The organism is Allobranchiibius huperziae (assembly GCF_013410455.1).
Taxonomy (GTDB): domain Bacteria; phylum Actinomycetota; class Actinomycetes; order Actinomycetales; family Dermatophilaceae; genus Allobranchiibius; species Allobranchiibius huperziae.
This window is the reverse complement of sequence record NZ_JACCFW010000001.1, coordinates 973,506-993,851: the sequence shown is the minus strand read 5'-3', so window position 1 is coordinate 993,851 and position 20,346 is coordinate 973,506. Positions and strand designations below refer to the sequence as shown.

Sequence of the window (20,346 nt, the reverse complement as noted above, 5' to 3'; positions counted from 1 at the left end):
GCGTCCCAGCGGCGGACGCGACGGTCACTGCCCCTGCGCGATCTGCCCGCGGACGGTGTAGAGCTCCGGGAAGAACGTCTGGTCCAGTGCGCGCCGCAGGAACTCCACGCCGCTGGAACCGCCGGTGCCCGGCGCGCCGCCGATGATGCGCTCGACCGTCTTCAGGTGCCGGAAGCGCCACAGCTGGAAGTTGTCCTCCAGGTCGACCAGTTCCTCGCACGTCTCGTAGATGTCCCAGTAGCGCGGCGGGTCGGAGTAGATCTCGTGGAACACCTCGACAATCGCGTCGTGCGGCACGTACGGCGTCGCCACGTCCCGCTCCAGCGCCTCGGGCGGCACCGCGAACCCGCGCCGGCCGAGCAGCTGCAGGAACACGTCGTAGATGCTCGGTTCGCGCAGCATCTCGGCGAGCAGGTCGCGGGCGCCCGGCTCGGCGTCGAACACCCGCAGCATGTCGGGGTTCTTGTTGCCGAGCAGGAACTCCACGGCGCGGTACTGGACCGACTGGAATCCGGACGAGGTCGCAAGGAAGGTGCGGAAGGTCGCGTACTCGCTCGGCGTGAGCGTCGCCAGCACCGACCACTGCTGGGTGAGGGTGGCCTGGATGTGCTTGACGCGGGCCAGTCGTTTGAGCGACGCCTGCAGCTCGTCGGCAGCGAAGAGGTCTCTGGCAGAGCGCAACTCGTGCAGGACGAGCTTGAACCACAGCTCGCTGGTCTGGTGCTGGATGATGAAGAGCAGCTCGTCGTGCTGCGGTGGCACCGCGCGCGGGTGCTGCGAGGCCAGCAGCGTGTCCAGGCCGAGGTAATCGGCGTACGACATCGGCGTGGGGCTGTGCGGGTCGGTGCTCACGCCGGGCACGCTATCCGGCAGACGGCCGCCCGCGACCGCGGCGACGGTCGCGCAGATCGGCCACGTGCGGTGACACTGCGGGGTCGACGCCGAGTCCGATGGCCAGGTAGGTCGAGGCGAAGTCGACCATCGCGATGTGCTCGGCGAGCCGGACGACCGGATGACCTGGTGCAGCAATGGATTCGACCACGCGCACGTCGGCCTGACGAGCGGTCGCGAGCAGGTCGTCGGTGAGTGCTGCAGCCTCGTCGCCCTCGGGGGTGGGCGGGTCGGAGGGGGCGTCGCGCAACATCAGCAGCCCCAGGCTCGGCTGCGCGGGGCCGTCGAGGAACGGGTCGGCGAAGATGTCCATGCCGGTGCGCCCGGCCAGTCCCTGGCCGCCGCCAGCGGTGAACGGCCCGTCGAAGCACGCCACCACCTGCGAGGCGGCGTCCGGCAGCTCACCCCAGGTGGCCGGCATCCGCGCCGTCCGGGCGAGCATGGACGCCGCCCGCTGCGCGGCGACACCGGTGAGCGGGTTGTCCCCGAGCACCACCGGCACGGTCTCGGCCAGTTGAACGGCCATCAGCTTGGCCGGGTTGACGAACGACTCCGAGGAGGGCCGGCAGGTCTCCGCCTGCTCGTCGAGCCGCGCGGCGATCTGCGGGAAGACAGCGTCCGGGACGTCGGCGAGACCGAGCACGTCCGCCGCGAGCAGCACCGGGGTCAACAACGACCACAGCGACGTGCGGCTCGAGGTGCGACCACGCCCGACGCTGACGTGCACGCCGCGCGCCCGATGCGCCGCCTCGGCCAGGGGCGAGTCGTCGGCGCCGACGGTCAGCAGGGCGGTACCGCGACGGGCCGCCTCACGGGCGATGGCGACGGGCCCGTCGGCCGTCCCCGACAGGGACACCGCGATGACCAGGTCGAGGGGTCCGACCCATCCGGGCAGCGGCAGGTTGCGCCGCACGGTGACCGGCACCGGCGAACCCGGCTCGGCGAGCAGCTCCAGCACGTCCGCCACGACCGAGGACCCGCCGAGTGCTGCGACCAGGACCGATCGGGGGCGTTCGCCGTACGCGACGCGCTCGACGCCGGCCTCCCGGCTCAGGGTGACGGCCTCGCGCACCTGCGCGCCGGCAGTCGCCAGCGAGCGCAGGCTGTCACGCGAGTCGCGCCAGCGCAGCTCTTCCGGATCGTCGATCCAGGACTCTTCGAGGGAGGGCACCGTGCTCAGCCGCGGATGAGGCGTGCCTCGTCGGCGAGCAGGACGGGGATCCCGTCGGTGATCGGGTAGCCGCGCCGGACGCCCTCCGCGTCGCAGGACGAGGCGCACTGCAGCTCCGGTCTGCCGTCCGGGGAGGTCGCGTCGACCAGCTCGCCGCGGCAGACGGGGCAGCGCAGGATGTCGCGTAGCCAGGGTTCGAGACCGTGCGCTTCGTCGGTGCTCATATCGATCGGGTCTCCTTGTCGTGGATACGGATCCGAGCCAATGCCGCATCGCGTACGGCGGTCATTGTCGCCTCGTCGGCGGCTTCGACGTTGAGCCGCAGCAGGGGTTCGGTATTGCTGCCGCGCACGTTCAGCCACCACATCGGCGACCCATCGTGGGTGAAGGTCAGGCCGTCGAGGGTGTCCTCGACGACGCCGTCCTGGTGCAGCGCCCAGTCGCGCACCCGCGCGGTCGCCGCCGCTTTGTCGTCGACCGAGAAGTTGACCTCTCCGGAGGCGACGTAGCGGCTGTACTCGCGCATCACCTCCGAGAGGGGACGACGGTCGGCTCCGAGGGCGGCGAGCACGTGCAGTGCGGCGAGCATGCCGGTGTCGGCATACCAGAAGTCCTGGAAGTAGTAGTGGGCCGAGTGCTCTCCGCCGAAGATCGCGCGGTGGTGGGCCATGTCGGACTTGATGAACGAGTGACCCACGCGGGTACGCACCGCCTGGGCTCCGTGCTCGGTGATGATCTCCGGCACCGCCCTGGAGGAGATGAGGTTGTGCACCACACGGACCTGGTCGACGGGAGTGCCCGAGGCGACCGCACGACCGATCTCGCGAGTGGCCACGAGCGCTGTCACCGCCGACGCGCTGACCGGGTCGCCGTGCTCGTCCACCACGAAACACCGGTCTGCGTCGCCGTCGAAGGCGAGCCCGAGATCGGCCCCGTGCTCGCGGACGGCGGCCTGCAGGTCGCGCAGGTTGTCCGGCTCCAGGGGATTCGCCGGGTGATTGGGGAAGGTGCCGTCGAGCTCGAAGTACATCGGCACGATCTCCAGCGGCAGCGCCGCCAGCCCGGCCCCGGTGCCGAGGACGGCGGGGACGGTGTGCCCGCCCATCCCGTTGCCCGCGTCGACCACGACCTTGAGCGGTCGGATCCCCTGCAGGTCGACCAGCCGGCGCAGCAGCGCGGCGTACTCCCCCAGCAGGTCACGCTCGCGGACCACGCCGGGCGTGTCGACGGCGGCCGGCTGACCTTCATCGAGCCACTCCTGGGCACGGTCGCGCACCTGATCCAGTCCGGTGTCGGCGCTGATCGGCCGGGCCCCTGCGCGACACAGCTTGATGCCGTTGTACTCCGCAGGGTTGTGACTCGCGGTGAACATCGCCCCGGGCAGATCCAGGGCGCCGCTGGCGTAGTAGAGACCGTCGGTCGAGCAGAGTCCGATGAGCACCGCGTCGACACCTCGCGCCATCACGCCCTCGGCGAACGCCGACACCAGTTGCGGTGAACTGGGGCGCATGTCGTGACCGATGACGACAGCGCTCGCGCCCTCGGGGATCGCGATCTGCTCGGCGAACGCGCCGCCGATCGCTCGAGCCACCTCGGGCGACAGTTGCTGCGGCACCAGGCCCCGCACGTCGTACGCCTTGACGAACTCGGCGAGGCGTGGGGAGGTCATGGCCGCAGCCTAACGGGGGTCAGGAGCTCGGCAGGATGCGCAACCGCGGCCGTCCCGGCTGGGCCGACGGGTCGGCGGCGGGACGTGCGGGCTCGCGTCGACCGGCCTCGCGTACGGCGTCCGCGAGCGCCGCCAGATCGTCACCGGAGGGCACCGGCGGCTCCAGGTCGACAGCGAGTCGCACGACGTCCCAGCCCCGCGGGGCGGTGAACCGCGTGGTGTGCGCGGCGCACAGGTCGTAGGAGTGCGGCTCCGCATAGGTGGCGAGCGGTCCGAGCACAATCGTGCAGTCCGCGTGCACGTAGGTCAGGGTGGCAACGGCCGGCCCATGGCAGGCACTGCGGTTGCACTGGCGCATCATCACGCGGGGGCTCGGGTGCATCACGCCGTGACTTTAGGCGAGCGCCCGGACTCGTCGTCATCGGCGCGCCGGGCGACGGTGAGGTCGACATGGCCGGGTGGCTGGATAGGCTCCTGGGATGACTGGGTACGCCGCCTGGCAGGACCTCCGCAGCACACCCGGACCCGGGACGCGCGCTGCCCGCCCTGCCCGTTCAGAGCGGCACGGCCGCGGCATCCGCGGGCCGTTGGCCTGGCCGAGGGTGCCGGTCATGCGCACCCGCGCAGAGGAGTTCGACGAGACCGTGCTGAGCGCCCTGGAGCGCGTCGAGCGTCGCCTCGGCAGGCCGCTGGACATGCTCGAGGTGGCCGTCGAGGACGTGCCCACCCACGATCCGGCGCCGTGGGAGTCCGATGTCGCGCTGGGTCGCACCTTCCCCGGCACCGGGAAGGCGACGCCGCGGGTCGTGATCTACCGCCGTCCGATCGAGGCGCGGGCCGTGGGTGAGGACGAGCTCGCCGACCTGATCGAGCAGATCGTCGCCGAGCAGGTCGCCGGCGTCGTCGGCATCCATCCCGACGACCTGCAGGACTGAGCGCCCGTGACCGACCCCACCGCCGCACCGGACCTGCTGTCCGGACTCCCGCACGTCGGACGCGCGCCCGTGCTGGTCACCGGCGGCACCGGCACCCTCGGCCGGGCCGTGGTCCGCGAGCTGCTCGACTCCGACGTCCCCGCCAGGGTCCTCACCCGCCGCGCCGACGCCGAGACGGATGCGCAGGTGTGCGTCGGCGATCTGCGCACCGGCGCAGGGCTGAGCGACGCGGTGCAGGACGTGCAGGCGGTCATCCACTGCGCTACGGATCCGAAGGGTCACGCCGTCGACGTCGACGGTCTGGAGCGGTTGTGCAACGCGCTGGCCGAGCACAACCCCGATGCCCATCTGGTCCACGTGTCCATCGTCGGCTGCTGGGACAACCCGCTTCCCTACTCCCGCGTCAAGGCCGAGGCCGAACGGGTCGTCGGCGAGTCGAAACGGCCGTACACGATCGTGCGAGCCACGCAGTTCCACGAGTTCGTGGAGCGGTTCTGCGGGGTGCACGTCGGCCGGGTAGGCGTCGGCGTGCGGGGCCTGCAGTTCGCGCCGTGCGACACCGCGTGGGTGGCACGACGGCTGGTGGACGTGGCGTTGGAGACCACGCCGATCGGCGGCATCGTCGAGCTGGCCGGGCCAGAGGTGCTGAGCGCCCGCGACATCGCCGTCCTCACCGCGCACCTGTCGGGTCGTCCCACCCCGCATCAGGTGCAGCTCCCGCGGGTCGGGCGCGTTCTGACAGCGCTGGGCAACGGTTCGAACCTGCCCGGCGACCAGGCCGTCCGAGGCGGTCGCTCCTACGCCCAGTGGTGGGCCGACCGCGCCTCGGAGTGAGCCTCAGCCGCTCGCCGGCCGGATCGCCGGAGCCTGCGCTGCCAGCGGGAGCGGCGTCAGCGTGGTCGTCGCGACGAGCGGGCCGTTGCGGTCCGTACGACGCAGGGTGACCGCAGCCCAGACGGACCCGGAGCGCACCGTCACCCACACCGACCGCGCGGCCGGAAGTCCTTGCAGCAGAGGCGTGCCCGCGGCCAGCGAACGCCTGGTGGACGTGACCCGGCCCTGTGCGTCGACGGTGCTGACCACGATCTGCGCGGTGCGGCTCGCAGCCGTCACCCCCAGTACCGCGTCGCCGTTGCCCAGGCCCTCGGGCAGGCCGGTGCCGGTGAGCGCGCGCGTGAGGGATGCACCCGTCGCCCAGGTGAGGTCACCGACTCCGTTCGCCGTCGTGCGCACCGAAGCGGCAGCGACGACCGGCTCGTCGGAGAGGACCTGCACGCTGTAGTCGCCGCGGGTCAGCCCGCGCAGGGTCAGCGAGCCGGTACGTCCGGCCGCGACGGTGAGCACCTGCTCGGTGGCGATCGACCCGTCGGACGCCGTGGCGCGCACGCGTACGACGGCGTCCTGGGTGCCGGGATCGGCGACCCGCACCACCGGCGCGGGTCCGAGGACGGGTACGGCGGGCAGCACCTGCGTGGTCGCGGGCGACGCGCTCACCCCGGTGGTCTCCTCACCGATCTGGGTCTCGCCGTCCATCCACACGTCGGCGGCCGCGATCGTGACGGGCCCACCGGAGGAGGTCACATGGATGGCGGGGTCGCTCCCGCTGCGCAGCGCGCCGAGGGTGAGGACGGTCCGCCGTCCGGGCGCGATCACCGTGCCCGCGACCGAGGACGGATCGCGTCCCGCGCTACCCACCACGGTCGCAGCCACCGTGATGGCTGAGCTGCCCGGGTTGGCGAGGACGAGGCGGGTCACCCGGCCGGGCTCGGTGCCACCGGCGAGCACCCATGCGTCCTGCACGGGAGCCGTGCACTGCAGGACGGAGATCCCCCGAGCGGATCTGATGCTGTCGTAGGAATACTGCGTGGCGGTGCTGCCGGGCGCCAGGCTTCCGGTCGTGTCGAGCCGCATCGCCCGGTCCCCCGAGAGGGTGGTGGACGTCGTGCCCGTCCGCGTCGTGGGAACGGTGCCGCCGCGCGCTCCCTCGGTGCGGGTGCCCGCGGGCAGGACGCTGGTCGGTGCACTGCCGGACAGCAGCGTCACCTGCTGCTGCGCGGCCTCTGGGTCAGTGCTGTCGCTCATCCCGCCGCGGTCTGCACCGGGGCAGGTGACGGAAGCGCTCTGCAGGGCCTGCGAGGTGCCGGCGACCGTGACCACGCGGTCCGCGGCGCGGGCCAGATGCACCTCGCCCTCGGCGCGCCCCGCGCCGTAGACCAGACCGGCCGCGACACCGCCGGCGATCAGCACCCGCAGCGCTCCGCCGATCCTCATGTGCCGCTCACCTGCTCCGTGCGCGGTCGACGGGTGCCGAACGGGATCGCGAGGTAGAGCACGACGATCAACAGCCCGAGCTGCATCCAGGCGAGCCACTCGTGCCGGACACCGGTCTCGACCACGAGGTGACCGCCGCCGGCCGGCAGGACGTACGTCGGCTGGTCGGCACCCGGCGACGCCGACAGCACCCGGCCGTCGAGCGCGACACGGCCGTGCTCGGTCCAGCCGCTGCCCTCCGAGAGCACGAGGGTGCGTCCCGGCGCCCCGGCGGGCACGGTCAGGTCGGTGCGCCCGTGCTGGGCGCGGGAGACGAGCTCGGTGGTGGGCCGGCCACCCTGCAGGATGACGAGTCGGCTGCTGCCGACCTCGTCGCCGCCGGTCGTGCTGGTGGGTTCCACCCGCCAGACCGACGAGGAGCGGCCGGCGGACAGCTGGGTGAGCCCCGCGGTCGTCGAGAGGGGTGCGTCGAGTCGTCGGACCGCGGCGACTCCGCGCACCACGACGTACTCGACTCCGAGCTGGTGCATCAGACGGGAGCCTTCCGTGCGACCGCTCGCACCGGTCGAGGTGAGCACGCGGGCCGCTGCCGCCGTGCGGGCGTCGTACGACGGGTACGGGCTGCGCAGGTCGCGCGCGGGCAGGCCCGTCTCCCGGCCGATGAGCTGGTAGGTGACCGCGCCGTCGGATGCGGCGGTCAGCAGCAGGGCGCGGGGTGCGGGACCGGAGGTCAGCTGACGTTGTACGACGGATGGCAACGAGCTCACGACCGGCGTCAGCGCGGTGGCCGACGCGGTCCAGACCCCGAACCCTGCGACAGCGCAGGCCCCGACGCACGCGACGGCGGTGAGACCGTGCACCCACGGACGCCACCGCCCGGCGCCCAGACCGGCGATGCCGAGCAGCCCGGCGGCGAGCAGCGCGAACCCGTAGACGTCCAGCGCGGGACCGGTCCAGGGCGTGGCGTCGCCACGGGACGTGGCCGCGAGCAGCACGTGGGGAGCCGCGAGGGCTGCGCCGAGCCCGAGCAGGCCGACCCCGATGAGCGCCGCCCCGGAGCGGCCGAGTCCGGTGCGCACCAGTCCGATCAGGCCTATCGCCAGCACGGGGATCGATGCGAGGACGGCGTAGGACCCCGGGCCGCCCGGGTGCAGCAGCGCCAGTTGCCAGGGGTGCACGCCGCCGCCGCGGGTGGGGTCGAGGGCACCCGGACCGGCGAGCAGCCCGCGGCGGTCACCGGTCAGCACGTCGCGGCTCCACGGCCCCAGCAACAGCCACGGCACGATGAAGACCGCGAGCGCCCGCAACCGGCCGACGCCGGGAGCGAGGAGCACGCCGGCCAACGCCACCGCGCTGCAGACCATCAACAGGACCGGAGAGAAGGCACCCGTGAGGGCGACTGCCAGCACCGCGGCGAAGGTGACCGCGCCGCTCGCGCCGCGGCGCAGAGCCGCGAGGGTGCCGGCGAGCGCGAACGGCAGCAGGATGTGCCCCACGACGGCACCGAGGCGGCCCTGCGCGACGGCGGTGGTGAGCGTGGGCAGCGTGGCCCAGAGCAGTGCGACGGCCAGCCGCGGCCAACGGGCGTCGGTCGCGACCCGGCCGGCGCGGTAGGCCGCCAGCCCGGACAGCGGCATCGCGGCGAACAGCAGCCAGGCGACGGCGACGCCCCCGGCGGCGTCATGGTCGATCCACGGCAGCAGACCCACGAGCCAGGCGAGCGGGGCCAGCACGAGCAGGTACGGCGCGTCGGTGGCGGGGTGTCCGAGGCCGGGGCCGACCCACGCGTCGCGGTAGGTGCGCCAGATGCCGGTCGCGTCGGTGTCGAAGGGCAGCAGTTGGCCACCGGTCAGGCCGCGCCCCGTGCCGGTGAGGGCGCCGCTGGTCAGCAGGTCACGCCACAGCACACCGCTGGCGATCGCGAGCAGCAGCACCACGAGACCCGCGGGTCCGAGCACGGACCGGGCGAGGGGTCCGCGCTCGACACGCAGTTCCTCGGCGACGGCCGGAACCGGACCTGTCTCGGCGGCGCCCGCGTCGCGTGCCATGGCGCCGCGGGAGCGCCCGCCGGCTCCGTCGCGCAGCCCGTCGTACGCGGCGCGCAGGGCTCCGGCCGCGGGAACGAACAGTCCCCGCAGGTTGCGCCGACGGGTCGTGCCGCGCCGGAAGAATCGGCCGCGGGCGCCGAGGATGCGCAGCATGCCCAACGGTGCCGTGGCCTGCGCCAGCTCGACCGCGGCGCGGCGGGGACGCTTGCCGAGCAGCAGCACCAGGGTCAGCAGGAGCGAACTGAGCGCGGTCCAGATCGCGAGGAACGGCATGCCGAGCAGGCTCGCCCGGGCCAGCGCCACCTGGCGGTGACGGCGCAGTGTCGTGGCGTCGCGGCCGGCGTCGCCGGCGACCTGACGCACCCGCGCTGCGGGGACCACGACGACGGAGTGGCCGATCAGGTGCGCGCGCCAGCCGAGGTCGAGACCGTCGCCCTCGCCGTCGAACGCCGGGTCGAAACCGCCGAGGGTGTTGTAGGTGTCCTGTCGCACCAGCATGCCGGCGCTGCTCACCGACAGCACGTCGCGGCGATGGTCCTGCTGACCCTGGTCGGTCTCGCCCGCCGCGGCGCCGACGTGCCGCCCGGTGCGGGTGACGTCGGTGCCGATGTCGAGCAGGACCGTGGGGTCGGCAGCATCGACCACCTTGCACCCCGCGATACCGACCCGTTCGGACTGCGCGACCACGGCGGTCAGCTCCGCCAGGGCGGTGGGGTCCGGCGCGGAGTCCTCGTGCAGGAGCCACAGCCAGTGCGTGCGATCACGCGGGCGGACAGGGCGACGACCCGCGCGGCCGCCGGTACGACGTGCGACGACCAGGTCCTCGCCGGGTGCGGGCAGAGCATCGACCGCGGTGTCGACCATCGCGGCGAACGGCGCGTCACGCGGCACCGCGACGACCGACACCTGCGGGTACGCGCCACGCAGTCGCTCGTGGTCGTCGATGTACCCGTGCATCATCCGGTCGGCGGTGGCGTCGACGACGACCAGCCGGTCGGGCGGGCGGGTCTGCTCGATCAGTGCCGCGCAGGTGGCGTCGAGGAAGGCGGGTCGGTCAAGACCGTCGATGTGCCCGCCACGGACGACGAGCAGCGCCGTCACGAGACCCCCGGTGCGCTCATCCTCTGACGGCGGCCGGGAGGAGCGGGTCTGCAGCGTGCTCAGACCGCGCGCTTCTTCAGCTTGCGGCGCTCACGCTCGGAGAGGCCGCCCCAGATGCCGAACCGCTCGTCGTGAGCGAGTGCGTACTCGAGGCATTCGGCCTGCACGGTGCACCCGACGCAGACCTTCTTGGCCTCGCGGGTCGAACCGCCCTTCTCGGGGAAGAACGCCTCTGGGTCGGTCTGCGCGCACAGCGCGCGTTCCTGCCAGGACAACTCCCCCTCGTCGTCAACGCCGTCCCCATCGATCAAAGCAAATTCCTGCACGAGGTCCTCCAACACCGACCGGAAACGACAGAGCTAATTACACGCGTGTCATTCCCCCGAGTCAAGCCTGGATTGTGGTCCACTGCGCTGCTTTTCGAGGACACGGGTGATGATGGCGACCATGCACATAACCGCACTCGCCGGGGGCGTAGGAGGCGCACGATTTTTGCGCGGCCTGCTGCACCACCTGCAGACCCGTCCTGGCAGCCCGCACCAGGTCACGGTCATCGCCAACACCGGTGACGACATCACCCTCTTCGGGCTGCGCGTCTGCCCGGACGTCGACACCCTGCTCTACACCCTCGGCGGCGGGGTGCACGAGGGCCAGGGCTGGGGCCGGGCCGACGAGACGCATTCCGTGCAGGGCGAGCTCGCGGCGTACGGCGCGTCGCCGCAGTGGTTCGGTCTCGGCGACCGGGACTTCGGCACGCACATCGTGCGCAGCCAGTGGCTCGGGCAGGGACACACCCTGAGCGAGGTCGTCGGGCGGCTCGCGACCCGGTGGGGCCTGCCCGAGCAGGGCGTGCGGCTGCTGCCGATGACCGACACCCCGGTCGAGACCCACGTCGTGATCGACGACGAGGACGGGCAGCGTGCCGTGCACTTCCAGGAGTGGTGGGTGCGGATGCAGGCGTCCGTCCCCGCGCAGCGCTTCGTGGTGGCCGGGATGGATCGTGCCGCACCCGCGCCGGGCGTGCTGGACGCCATCCGGCAGGCCGACGTGGTGCTGCTCCCGCCGAGCAACCCGGTCGTCTCGATCGGCATCATCCTGTCGGTGCCCGGGGTGCGGGACGCCCTGCGTGGCACCGCCGCTCCCGTCGTCGGCGTCTCGCCGCTGGTCGGTGGCGCACCGGTGCGCGGCCACGCGGACGCCTGCCTCGCGGCGCTGGACGTGCCGGTCACCCCCGTCGGCGTCGCCGGCCTCTACGCCGACTTCCTGTCCGGGTGGCTGGTCGACGAGGGCGACGCGAGCGCGCGGTACGACGCCCGGCTGCAGGTGCGCGCCGTACCCCTGCTCATGACCTCGGTCGAGACGGCGGGCGCGATGGCGGGCGCCGCCCTGGACCTCGCCGCCGAACTGCCCCGACGGGGCTGAGGCGTGGCCACGACCGAACTGCGGGTCATCCCTCTCGGCGGTCTGCCGGAGATCGTCCACGGCGACGACCTCGCCGCCGTGCTCGCCGCCGGCATGACGACAGCGGACCTCGCGCTGCAGGACGGCGACATCCTGGTGGTGACCAGCAAGATCGTCTCCAAGGCCCTCGGCCTCCACGCCGACCCGACCGATCGCGCCTCCCTCGTGCTCGCGCAGTCGACGTCCGTGGTGGCCGAACGTCGCACCCCCGACTCGGTCACCCGCGTCGTCGCCGCGCGCAGCGGGCCGGTCATGGCGGGCGCCGGCATCGACGCCTCCAATGCACGCGAGGAGCGCCTGCTCCTGCTCCCCCACGACCCCGACGCTGCCGCGCGCGACCTGCACGAACGGCTCGCGGGCCTGGTGCCGGCGCGGTTCGCGGTGGTGCTCAGCGACACCTCGGGCCGTGCCTGGCGCGCCGGCCTGACCGATTTCGCACTCGGCTCCAGCGGGCTCGCGGGCCTGGACGATCTGCGCGGGCACGCCGACACCCACGGCCGGGACCTCGCCGTCACGGTCCGCAACCTCGCCGACGAGATCGCCTCCGCCGCCGACCTGGTCAAGGGAAAGCTGCACCGGGTGCCGGTCGCCGTCGTGCGCGGGCTCGCGCACCTCGTCCGAGAGCCCGGGGACGGCGTGCCCGCTCGGGATCTGGTGCGCTCGGGACCGGGCGACTGGTTCGCGCTCGGTCGCGCGGAGGCCGTCCGTGACGCGCTCGGCGTGCCGGCCGGGAGCGAGCTGTCGCAGCAGGTGGGCATCGAGTCGGTGCAGCCCGAGACGCTCCTCGACCGGGTCGCCCGAGCCGTGCGGGTGGCGCTGTGCGCCGACGACGAGGTGGGGGTCGACCTCGAGGGCTCCGGTGAGCTGGTCACGCTGAGCGCCGGCGATCCGATGGCCCTGGGCCGGGTGTGGGCTCGGCTGGAGGTGGCGCTGGCCGGTGAGCGCCTGGGGTGCGAGGCGTCACGCGCCGGGACGGCGGTCACCCTGCGGGTACGCGAGCGCACCCTCCCTGTCGCGCCTACGGCAGGTGGGTCGGCAGGGTGATCCGGGAGCCGCGGCGCGGTTTGGTGAGGCCGCCGGCCGTGACGATGTACTGCACCCGGTAACGGTGCCCGACGTACGGCGTGAGCAGCCGCTCCAGCTCCACGTCGTCGACCGCGGCGCCGGTCAGGGCCCAGCCGATGTCCGCGGCGACGTGGTAGTCGCCGAAGCTGACCGCGTCGGCGTCGCCCAACGCCCGCTGCACCGTCTCGGCCACGGTCCATACCCCCACGCCGGGGATGGACCCCAGCCGACGCCAAGCGGTCTGCAGCGGTAGCCGCTCCAGTTCCTCGAGCCGGTGGGCCACCTGGAGCACCCGCATCACGGTGTCGGCCCGCTGGGCGTCGACGCCCGCGCGCAGCCACTCCCAGGACGGGATCCGCCGCCAGCCCGGCACGTCCGGCGGACACATCAACCCGAGCTCCGCGCCGGGTCCGGGGGCAGGGGTCCCGTGGCGGCGTACCAGCACCCGGTACGCCGCGAACGCCTGCTTGCCGGTCACGCGCTGCTCGATGATCGCGGGCACCAGCGCCTCGAGCACCAGACCCGTGCGGCCGACCCGCCAGTGCTGCAGCCGTCGGGCGGCATCGCGCAGCTCGTCGTGGTGCACCTGGAACGCGCTGACGTCGTCGCGCGCGCCCAACCAGTCGGGAAGCGCTGCCGCACACCAGCTCGCGCCGGGTCCCCAGGCGTGCAGGTGCGCCCGATCGGCGTGCTCGCCGTCGGCTTCGCGCCACAGCCGCACCGTGGCCGGACCGTGCGGCGTCAGCACGCCGCGCCACAGCGCGCCCTCGTGCACGCGCCAGGTGGGGTCGCCCGCACCGCGGCGCAGCGGACCGAGGATCGCTCGGACCGGCACCGGACGCCCGGGTTCCCACCGGGCGGTCTCGGGCGCCGTGCTCACCTGCGCCGGAAGGCCAGCAGTGCCAGGCCGAACGTGTCGCTCTCGTCGATGAGCGCGACCTCGCGGGCGCGGGCGCCCTCGTGCAGGTCGAGGTCGCCCAGCAGCGTCAGACCCTGCTCGTCGGCGCGGGCCACGAGCGAGCGCAGGTCGGCGACCGACAGGGCGCCCACCTCGGGAGGGCCGAGCCGCACCGTGATGGCGACGACGCCGCCGCGGCGCAGCGCACCCGCCGCGCGGGCCAGGTCGGCGTCCACCGTCTCGGCGACGCTGGAGTGCGGGTGCAGACGTGCGACCAGGTCGACCGATCGGGGGTCGATCGCGGTGCCGACGACCTCCGGACGCATCACGTCCACGTGCACGGGCTCGAACCCGGCCGTGACCGCCCATCGGGAGAAGACCGACCGCGCGCCGGCGGTGTCCACCACCACGGCGCGGCGACGACCGTCGTCGATGACCCGCAGCAGGGCCGCGAGCCCGCCGAGCGCCGCCCAGGCGGCGGTGTCGTCCAGGGTGCGCGGCAGGCCGAGACGCCGCGCACGACGTCGGGCCGCGCGGGCGTCGGCGCCGTCCACGAGCAGTGCCGTGACGCGTACGTCGGCCACGTCGGCGGCGCCAAGCGAGCTCGCCGGTTCGGGGGGCCGGGGGATCTTCGCGGCGGCACCTCGCGCACCGAGTGCGGCGGCGCGCGCCCTCCCGAACGCCTTCTGCACGGTCGGCGAAGTCGCGATCCGACCCGCCGCAGTGGAGTTACCTATCACCTCGTCGACTCTAGCCCGCGGGGAGGTCGGTGGCCGCGACCGCCGCGGGCAGGTAGCGCCGCAGCAGGCCGCGCTGATCCGCGCCCAGGCGCTCCTCGAGATGCTCCAGACCAGGCACCAGCAGGCGCCACGCCGGGAGGTCGTGCAGGGCGGCGAGGTTGAGCAGGGCGGTACTCGACCCGCCGACGACGGCGGCGCTGCCCACGACGCGCCCGTCCAGCTCGGCGGGCAGATCGCCCGCGAGGGTCTCGAAGCGGTCGTACCGGGACGGGTCCTCGGACGGGTGGGGCCGCACGACGAGCCGCCGGCCCGTGGCAGCGACCCGGTCGCGGACCTGCGCCACGTGGTCCAGGTAGGCGGCCTGCGGGAGGGCGCCCATCTCGACCCAGGGCTGGGTGAGAAGCACGACCCGGTCGGCGCCGTCGCCGTCCCCCTCGCTGGTGCGGGATCGGAACTCCTCGGCGATCACCGGGTCGAGCGCCCAGTCGCGGGCAGCGTCGTACATCGCGAACCGCCGGGTGGTCAGCACCCGGTCGGCGAGCTGTACCGCGCTCGTGCGCACCGTGCACCACGGCTCCCGGACCCCCTGGCGCAGCCAGGCGTCGTGCCTGGTGCGCCAGGTGCCGTAGCTGCCGATGCCCTCGTCGGTCACCACCACCGCGATCCGGGTCAGGCCGGCGCGCCGGCGCAGCTCGATCCACGGTCGGATACCTGGGGCGCCGACGGCGACATAGACGAGCTCGTCGCCGGCGGGGGACCAGTCCTCGAGGCGGTCGAGCATCCGGATCCGCAGCCGTGGATCGTCCGGCAGCAGACGGGCCACGTCGGACGCGTCGACGCTGGCGCTCCCGAGGAAGGTGCCGCCGCCGAGGTAGCCGACGTCGACCAGTTCACCCCGCGCGGTGGCGTCCAGTGCCGTGCGCAGATAGGCGGACACATGCACCAGGTGGGTGCGGCTGCGGACGCCCGTGACGACGACGCGCATCAGATGACCGGCGGCCGACCGGCCCGGGTCAACCAGCCGACCGTCCGCCAGGACATCGGCGCCCGCTCGCCGGGGTCGGTGGTCCAGCCCTCGCGGAAGCCGTCCAGCCAGACCGACCGGGAGCGCGCGTCGGGCACTCGCAGCATCATCACGCCGGTCCAGGTGGCGAGGTAGACGGGGACGAGCGGCAGGGGCAGCCGTCGGCGCGCGACCCACACCCGGTTGCGGGCGTTGGTGCGGTAGAAGATGTCGTGCCGGGCGGCGTCGGTGGACGGGTGGTGCACCACGACCGAGGGGACGTACTCGATGCGCCAGCCGGCGTCCACGAGCCGCCACGCCAGGTCGATGCCCTCGTGGCCGAAGAAGAACTGCCCGGGCCACCCGCCGACCTGCTCGAACGCCGTACGCCGGATCATGAAGACGGCTTCCCAGAACCACGTCGCCGACCCGGCCCGCCCGCCGTCACGCACGTCGAACCGCGGCACCCAGCGGCGCGGCGCGGGTTTGCCCGTGGGATCCGCGCCGCGCGGCTGCGCGACCGCGACGCGGTCGTCGGCCCCGATGACTGCCGCGAGCCGGGAGAGCACGTCGGGCGTCGGAAGCGAGGCGTCGTCGTCGTAGAAGTACAGGAACTCCCCGCGGGCCTCGCTCGCGCCCACGTTGCGGCCCTGCGGGATGCCGACGTTCTCCCGCAGGTGCACGGTGCGCACCCAGTCCGGCAGACCGTGGGGTTCCCAGCCGTTGCCGACCAGGACGACGTCGAGCTCGACGTCGCGCTGGGCACGCAGGGTGCTCAGCGCCTCGGCGAGCTGCACGGGGCGGTCGCCCATGTGCAGCAGCACCACGCCGATCGTGGGGGTCGTCGCCATCGGTCGCAGATCCTCCTTGGTGGGTGCGGGACCGCCTTAGGCTACGAGGATGAGCAACGACGGCCAGCACGCAGGCGCCGGTCCCACCCTGCTCGGGGGCGAGATGACCGGGTGGCGCGACGGCATCGACCCTCCGACGGCGCTCTCCGAGTGGGTCGCAGCCGTCCTCGACGACGCCGAGGGCAGCGTGCTGCTGATCGGCCCGCGGGCGGCCACGCTGGCCCGCCGGCTGGGCGAGCGGGCGACGGTGCTGGTGCGCGGCACGATCGATGCGGTGCGGTTGCACGCCGAGGGCGTAGACGTGCACTGCGGCGGACTGGACCGGCTGCCGTTGCGGTCGGCCTATGACACCGTGGTGATCCTGGACCCGCCCGAACGCGTGCTCACGCCCGACTCCCCCGGCCTCGGGCACTTCGACCTGCTGGACCTGGCCGTCTCCCACGCCGACGGCCGGTTCATCGCCTACGTCCCCAACGCCCTCGCCGTCGAACCCGTCTCGCAGGGTCGGGCATCCGGCGATACATCGTGGTGGGTGGGCACTCCCGGGTACGACGACCGTCCACCGGTGCGCGCGGACCTGCCCGAGTCCGCGTCGCACCTGGTCCTGGGCGACGCGGTGGTGCTCGACGGTGCCCGCGTCACCGATCCGTTGGCCGGCACCACCGTTCGCGCGGCACTGCCGGCGCACCCTGACTGGCTGGACGCCCTGCGCGCCGGTGCCGTGCGCCAGCTCGCGAGCGGGTGGGTCCTCGTCCGCGGCCGGGACCTGCCCGAGCTGCCTGCCGTCTTCGCGCCCACGCTGCCTGACTACTCCCACACCGAGGGCGAACCCCTGGAGGTGCTGCTCGTCGCGGCCCTCCGGGCCGGAGATCTGGACCGCGTCCGCGCCCTGGTGGTCCGCTACAGCGATCACGTGGATGCACTGCCGGCCGATCAGCGCGGGCATGCCGTGCCGCGCAACACGGTCGTCGGCGAGGACGGCGTCCTGGCCCGGCGGGTGCTCGTCCAGGGTGCGGACGTCGCCGCACCCGTGGCCGTGGCGCACGGCCTGTGGGACGCCGCCGCGCTGGTCGCCGGCACCTCCCAGCACCCGTACCCGCCCGAGCTGGACGCCGCCGGGATCGCCCACGAGCTGGGAGCGCTCGCGGGACGGGCCGACCTCGATCAGGACGCGTGGCGGCACGCGGAGAAGCTGCGCTACGAAGTCGCCCTCCCGACGCGTCACCCGCGGGCCGAACCCGCGGGCGACGCCCCCCGGGTCGCGCAACTGGAGAGCGCACTGCGCGAGCGCGAGGGGAAGATCACCTATCTGGAGGGACTCGCCACCCGTCAGGAACGCCGGATCCGCGCCTTGGAGCACGCCATCGAGACCGAGCATGGCCCCCGGGCTCGACAGGCGCTCTTCCTCATGACCGCACCCACGTCCCGACTGGTCGAAGCGGCCCGGAACCGCATCAACAAGCCCGGCTGACCGACCGGCACGCCTGCGTTTCGGGCCGAGCGGGCCCTCACGGGAGCCCAGCGCGATCACGCGCCATCGTTTCGGGCCGAGCGGGCCCTCACGGGAGCCCAGCGCGACCGCGCGCCATCGTTTCGGGCCGAGCGGGCCCTACCGCCAGCGCCGGCCCTCGGAGCGAATCCCGCATGCGTGCGACGATGCATAGATGAGTGATGTGCCCACTACTGCCCTGACCTCCGACGACGTCGACCTGCTGCGCAAGGAGTTCGACGCCTCCCCCACCCACCGCATCGTGCAGAACGCGCTCACCAACACCGCGCTCGCCGACGTGGCGCTCGATCGCACGATCGTGACCCGCACCGACACCTCGATGTCGCACCGCCTGGACGACTGGAAGGTCACAAACCAGGAGAAGAGCGGGCGCTGCTGGCTCTTCGCCGGTCTCAACCTGCTGCGCGTCGGCGCCGCCCGCCGGATGGGACTGAAGGACTTCGAGTTCTCCCAGAACCACCTGCTCTTCTGGGACAAGCTCGAGCGCTGCAACTACTTCATGGACTCGGTGGTCCGGCTGCGCGACCGGCCGTCCGACGACCGCACCCTCGGCTTCGTGCTCGACGAGGTCATGGGCGACGGCGGCCAGTGGAACATGTTCGTGGCGCTGGTGCACAAGCACGGCCTGGTGCCGAAGTCGGCGATGCCGGAGACCCGTTCCTCCTCCGACACCGGGGCGATGAACGGCGTGCTGCGCTCGCTGCTGCGCCAGGCCGCACGCGACCTGAGGGCGGCGAAGGAGAAGGACATCGACGGCGTACGCGCGCAGGTCATGTCCGCGGCGTACCGGATCCTCGCGATGCACCTCGGCACCCCGCCGGAGACCGTCGACTGGCAGTGGACGGACACCGACAAGCAGTTCCACCGCGACGGCGTGCTCACCCCGCAGGAGTTCCGTGACCGGTACGTCGAGCAGGACCTGGACGACTACGTCTGCCTCGTCGACGACCCTCGTGAGAGCAGCCCGCGCGGAGCGACCTTCACCGTGGACGAGCTCGGCAACGTCGTCGGCGGTGTGCCGGTGCGCTACCTCAACGTCGAGCCCGACCTGCTGAAGAGCATCGCGGCCGCCTCGATCCGCGACGGCGAGCCGGTGTGGTTCGGCTGCGACGTCAGCAAGATGATGGCGCGCGACCTGGGCATCTGGGACGCCCGGCTCTTCGACTACGACGGCGTCTACGACACCTCGTTCGCGCTGGACAAGGCCGCCCGGCTGGAGTTCCACGACACGCTCATGACGCACGCCATGCTGTTGACCGGGGTCGACCTGGACGGCGACACGCCGCGCAAGTGGCGGGTGGAGAACTCCTGGGGCGACAGCAAGGCCGACCAGGGCTTCTACACGATGAACGACTCGTGGTTCGCGCCGTACGTCTTCGAGATCGCCGCGCACAGGAGTCGCCTGCCGCAGGAGCTGCAGGATGCTCTGGAGCAGGAGCCGATCGTGCTCCCGGCCTGGGACCCGATGGGTGCTCTCGCCGACGGCTGAGGCCTCAGGTCGCCACGGTGGCGCCACAGGACACTGTGACACCACCTGTCACCTCGTCAGGTAGCAGGACAGTGCTCAGCGCCACCCGGGAGGCCAGGTGGGCGGGAACCTCGAGGCCCGGCCACGCCAGCCAGGACAGGACCGGAAGGTCGAGCAGTTTCGCGACCGTCTCGGCGCGGGTCCACAGGGGCCAGACGACCGTGGGGTCCTCGGTGCCCGCTCGACGCGCGAGCCGCCGAGAGACCTCGGCCGCGGCGGGTTCGGCGTCGATGGCCCGGGCGATTCCCGGCAGCTCCGGCGCCACCCAGACGACGCCGCGCCCGTCGGGCAGGTAGGACCGCACTCCACCGAGCGCCCGCGCCGCCGTCAGCGATGGCGTGAGGCGTAGATGCGCCGGATCGGCGTACGCCGCAACGTAGTCCGCCGGGTCGAGCGGACTCAGATGCTGCCGCCGCCGTCGATGGTCAGGACCTGGCCGTTGATGTTGGTGTCGTCGAAGAGCAGCGAGCGCACGACGGGCGCGATGTTCTCCGGCTCGACCAGGCGACCGGTCGGCGTGCGCCGGGTGATCGTGGACAGCTGCTCGGTGCCGAGCACCGAGGACATCTCGGAGGCGAAGAAGCCCGGCGCCACCGAGTTGACCAGGAAGCGGCCGTGCATCTCCCGGGCGAGGGTGCGCATCGCCGAGTCGAGCCCGCCCTTGGTGGCGGAGTAGGTGACCAGACCGGAGTAACCACGCTGCGCGCAGACGGAGGTCACCATCACGATGCGGCCGCGGCCGGACTTCGCCATCGCGTGCCGCAGGAACGCGCGAACCACCAGCAGAGGGGCCGTGAGGTTCGTCGCCACGATGGCCGCGATGCGCTCGGGCGAGGTGTGCACGTGCAGCGAGTCCTGGCCGATGGCAGCGTTGTTCACCAGAGCGTCGATCGGGCCGAGGTGCGCTGCGGCCTCCTTGATGAAGGTGCGCACCGCCTTCTCATCGGTGATGTCGACCGATCCGATATGCACGTCGTCGGGGCGGTCGTCAGCGAGCTTCTCCAGCTCCGGGGTGATCGTGCGGGCGAAGGTAGCGACCTTCGCACCGGCATCGAGCGCGTCCTGCACGAGCGCGAGCCCGAGCCCGCGGGAGCCGCCGGAGACCAGGACACAGCTGGCGCGGGGAATGGCGGTCGAATTCTCAGACATGGGAGTTGGAAATCTCCTTCAGGAAGATCGGGGTCCCCGCGAAGTATCGGAGCAC

The 20,346-nt window shown here is 73.0% G+C and carries 20 protein-coding genes; 6 read left to right on the top strand and 14 right to left on the bottom strand.

The features are described 5' to 3' along the window. Window positions 1-24: 24 nt before the first annotated feature. From HNR15_RS04725 to HNR15_RS04705, 5 genes are read right to left on the bottom strand one after another with little or no spacing between them, the layout of a single operon-like run. Entirely contained in the window at window positions 25-822 is a 798-nt protein-coding gene (locus HNR15_RS04725; RefSeq protein ID WP_179483591.1) for a tryptophan 2,3-dioxygenase, read from the bottom strand. Window positions 823-862: 40 nt separating this feature from the next. Then, complete coding sequence (locus HNR15_RS04720; RefSeq protein WP_179479550.1) at window positions 863-2,062, bottom strand: SIS domain-containing protein; 1,200 nt, start codon at window positions 2,060-2,062, stop codon at window positions 863-865. A gap of 5 nt (window positions 2,063-2,067) precedes the next feature. Further along, entirely contained in the window at window positions 2,068-2,286 is a 219-nt protein-coding gene (locus HNR15_RS04715) for a Trm112 family protein (protein WP_179479549.1), read from the bottom strand. Then, window positions 2,283-3,731 carry a phosphomannomutase/phosphoglucomutase gene (locus tag HNR15_RS04710; protein WP_179479547.1) on the bottom strand — a complete coding sequence of 483 codons (1,449 nt, stop codon included), beginning with the start codon at window positions 3,729-3,731 and terminating at the stop codon, window positions 2,283-2,285. The genes HNR15_RS04715 and HNR15_RS04710 overlap by 4 nt, the downstream gene beginning before the upstream one ends. A gap of 19 nt (window positions 3,732-3,750) precedes the next feature. Then, window positions 3,751-4,113: a DUF3499 domain-containing protein gene (locus HNR15_RS04705; protein ID WP_218883970.1), complete on the bottom strand. Its 363-nt coding sequence runs from the start codon at window positions 4,111-4,113 to the stop codon at window positions 3,751-3,753. 229 nt (window positions 4,114-4,342) lie between these two features. Here HNR15_RS04705 and HNR15_RS04700 point away from each other — a divergent pair, with 229 nt between their 5' ends. After that, window positions 4,343-4,666, top strand: a complete 324-nt coding sequence (locus tag HNR15_RS04700; protein ID WP_179479545.1) for a metallopeptidase family protein — start codon at window positions 4,343-4,345, stop codon at window positions 4,664-4,666. Between the two features lie 6 nt (window positions 4,667-4,672). Next, the gene (locus tag HNR15_RS04695; RefSeq protein WP_179479543.1) at window positions 4,673-5,500 is read left to right on the top strand and encodes an NAD(P)H-binding protein; all 828 of its coding nucleotides are present in this window, start codon (window positions 4,673-4,675) and stop codon (window positions 5,498-5,500) included. Between the two features lie 3 nt (window positions 5,501-5,503). On the opposite strand, the gene HNR15_RS04690 is transcribed toward HNR15_RS04695, so the two are convergent. From HNR15_RS04690 to HNR15_RS04680, 3 genes are read right to left on the bottom strand one after another with little or no spacing between them, the layout of a single operon-like run. Further along, window positions 5,504-6,937, bottom strand: a complete 1,434-nt coding sequence (locus HNR15_RS04690; protein WP_179479541.1) for a DUF5719 family protein — start codon at window positions 6,935-6,937, stop codon at window positions 5,504-5,506. Beyond that, window positions 6,934-10,086, bottom strand: coding sequence for a glycosyltransferase (locus tag HNR15_RS04685; protein WP_179479540.1), 3,153 nt, complete (start codon window positions 10,084-10,086; stop codon window positions 6,934-6,936). Before HNR15_RS04685 ends, HNR15_RS04690 begins: the two co-directional genes overlap by 4 nt. A gap of 59 nt (window positions 10,087-10,145) precedes the next feature. Then, window positions 10,146-10,412 carry a WhiB family transcriptional regulator gene (locus tag HNR15_RS04680; protein WP_179479537.1) on the bottom strand — a complete coding sequence of 89 codons (267 nt, stop codon included), beginning with the start codon at window positions 10,410-10,412 and terminating at the stop codon, window positions 10,146-10,148. A 121-nt stretch (window positions 10,413-10,533) separates the two neighbouring features. On the opposite strand from HNR15_RS04680, the gene cofD reads away from it, so the two are divergent. Continuing rightward, window positions 10,534-11,508 carry a 2-phospho-L-lactate transferase gene (cofD, locus tag HNR15_RS04675; RefSeq protein ID WP_179479535.1) on the top strand — a complete coding sequence of 325 codons (975 nt, stop codon included), beginning with the start codon at window positions 10,534-10,536 and terminating at the stop codon, window positions 11,506-11,508. A gap of 3 nt (window positions 11,509-11,511) precedes the next feature. Beyond that, window positions 11,512-12,591 (top strand): coenzyme F420-0:L-glutamate ligase, encoded by a 1,080-nt coding sequence (cofE, locus tag HNR15_RS04670; protein ID WP_179479534.1) that lies wholly within the window; start codon window positions 11,512-11,514, stop codon window positions 12,589-12,591. Here the strand turns inward: cofE and HNR15_RS04665 are convergent. The 4 genes from HNR15_RS04665 to HNR15_RS04650 are packed head-to-tail and all read right to left on the bottom strand — an operon-like array spanning window position 12,566 to window position 16,104. Beyond that, window positions 12,566-13,492: a DNA-3-methyladenine glycosylase family protein gene (locus tag HNR15_RS04665; protein ID WP_343048420.1), complete on the bottom strand. Its 927-nt coding sequence runs from the start codon at window positions 13,490-13,492 to the stop codon at window positions 12,566-12,568. The two genes, cofE and HNR15_RS04665, sit on opposite strands and share 26 nt — an antisense overlap. After that, window positions 13,489-14,250: a hypothetical protein gene (locus tag HNR15_RS04660; RefSeq protein ID WP_179479533.1), complete on the bottom strand. Its 762-nt coding sequence runs from the start codon at window positions 14,248-14,250 to the stop codon at window positions 13,489-13,491. Before HNR15_RS04660 ends, HNR15_RS04665 begins: the two co-directional genes overlap by 4 nt. A gap of 10 nt (window positions 14,251-14,260) precedes the next feature. Continuing rightward, on the bottom strand, window positions 14,261-15,235 hold the full coding sequence (locus HNR15_RS04655) for a polysialyltransferase family glycosyltransferase (protein WP_179479532.1): 975 nt from the start codon (window positions 15,233-15,235) through the stop codon (window positions 14,261-14,263). Beyond that, a complete protein-coding gene (locus tag HNR15_RS04650; protein WP_246305886.1) occupies window positions 15,235-16,104 on the bottom strand; it encodes a glycosyltransferase family 2 protein in 870 nt (289 codons plus the stop codon). Before HNR15_RS04650 ends, HNR15_RS04655 begins: the two co-directional genes overlap by 1 nt. 49 nt (window positions 16,105-16,153) lie before the next feature. Here HNR15_RS04650 and HNR15_RS04645 point away from each other — a divergent pair, with 49 nt between their 5' ends. Then, the gene (locus HNR15_RS04645; RefSeq protein ID WP_179479531.1) at window positions 16,154-17,575 is read left to right on the top strand and encodes a hypothetical protein; all 1,422 of its coding nucleotides are present in this window, start codon (window positions 16,154-16,156) and stop codon (window positions 17,573-17,575) included. 193 nt (window positions 17,576-17,768) lie between these two features. Continuing rightward, the gene (locus HNR15_RS04640; protein WP_179479530.1) at window positions 17,769-19,103 is read left to right on the top strand and encodes a C1 family peptidase; all 1,335 of its coding nucleotides are present in this window, start codon (window positions 17,769-17,771) and stop codon (window positions 19,101-19,103) included. A 4-nt stretch (window positions 19,104-19,107) separates the two neighbouring features. Here HNR15_RS04640 and HNR15_RS04635 read toward each other — a convergent pair whose 3' ends face one another. Beyond that, window positions 19,108-19,446 carry a hypothetical protein gene (locus tag HNR15_RS04635; RefSeq protein ID WP_179479529.1) on the bottom strand — a complete coding sequence of 113 codons (339 nt, stop codon included), beginning with the start codon at window positions 19,444-19,446 and terminating at the stop codon, window positions 19,108-19,110. Window positions 19,447-19,541: 95 nt separating this feature from the next. Continuing rightward, window positions 19,542-20,291 (bottom strand): SDR family NAD(P)-dependent oxidoreductase, encoded by a 750-nt coding sequence (locus HNR15_RS04630; RefSeq protein ID WP_179479528.1) that lies wholly within the window; start codon window positions 20,289-20,291, stop codon window positions 19,542-19,544. Between the last annotated feature and the right edge of the window lie 55 nt (window positions 20,292-20,346).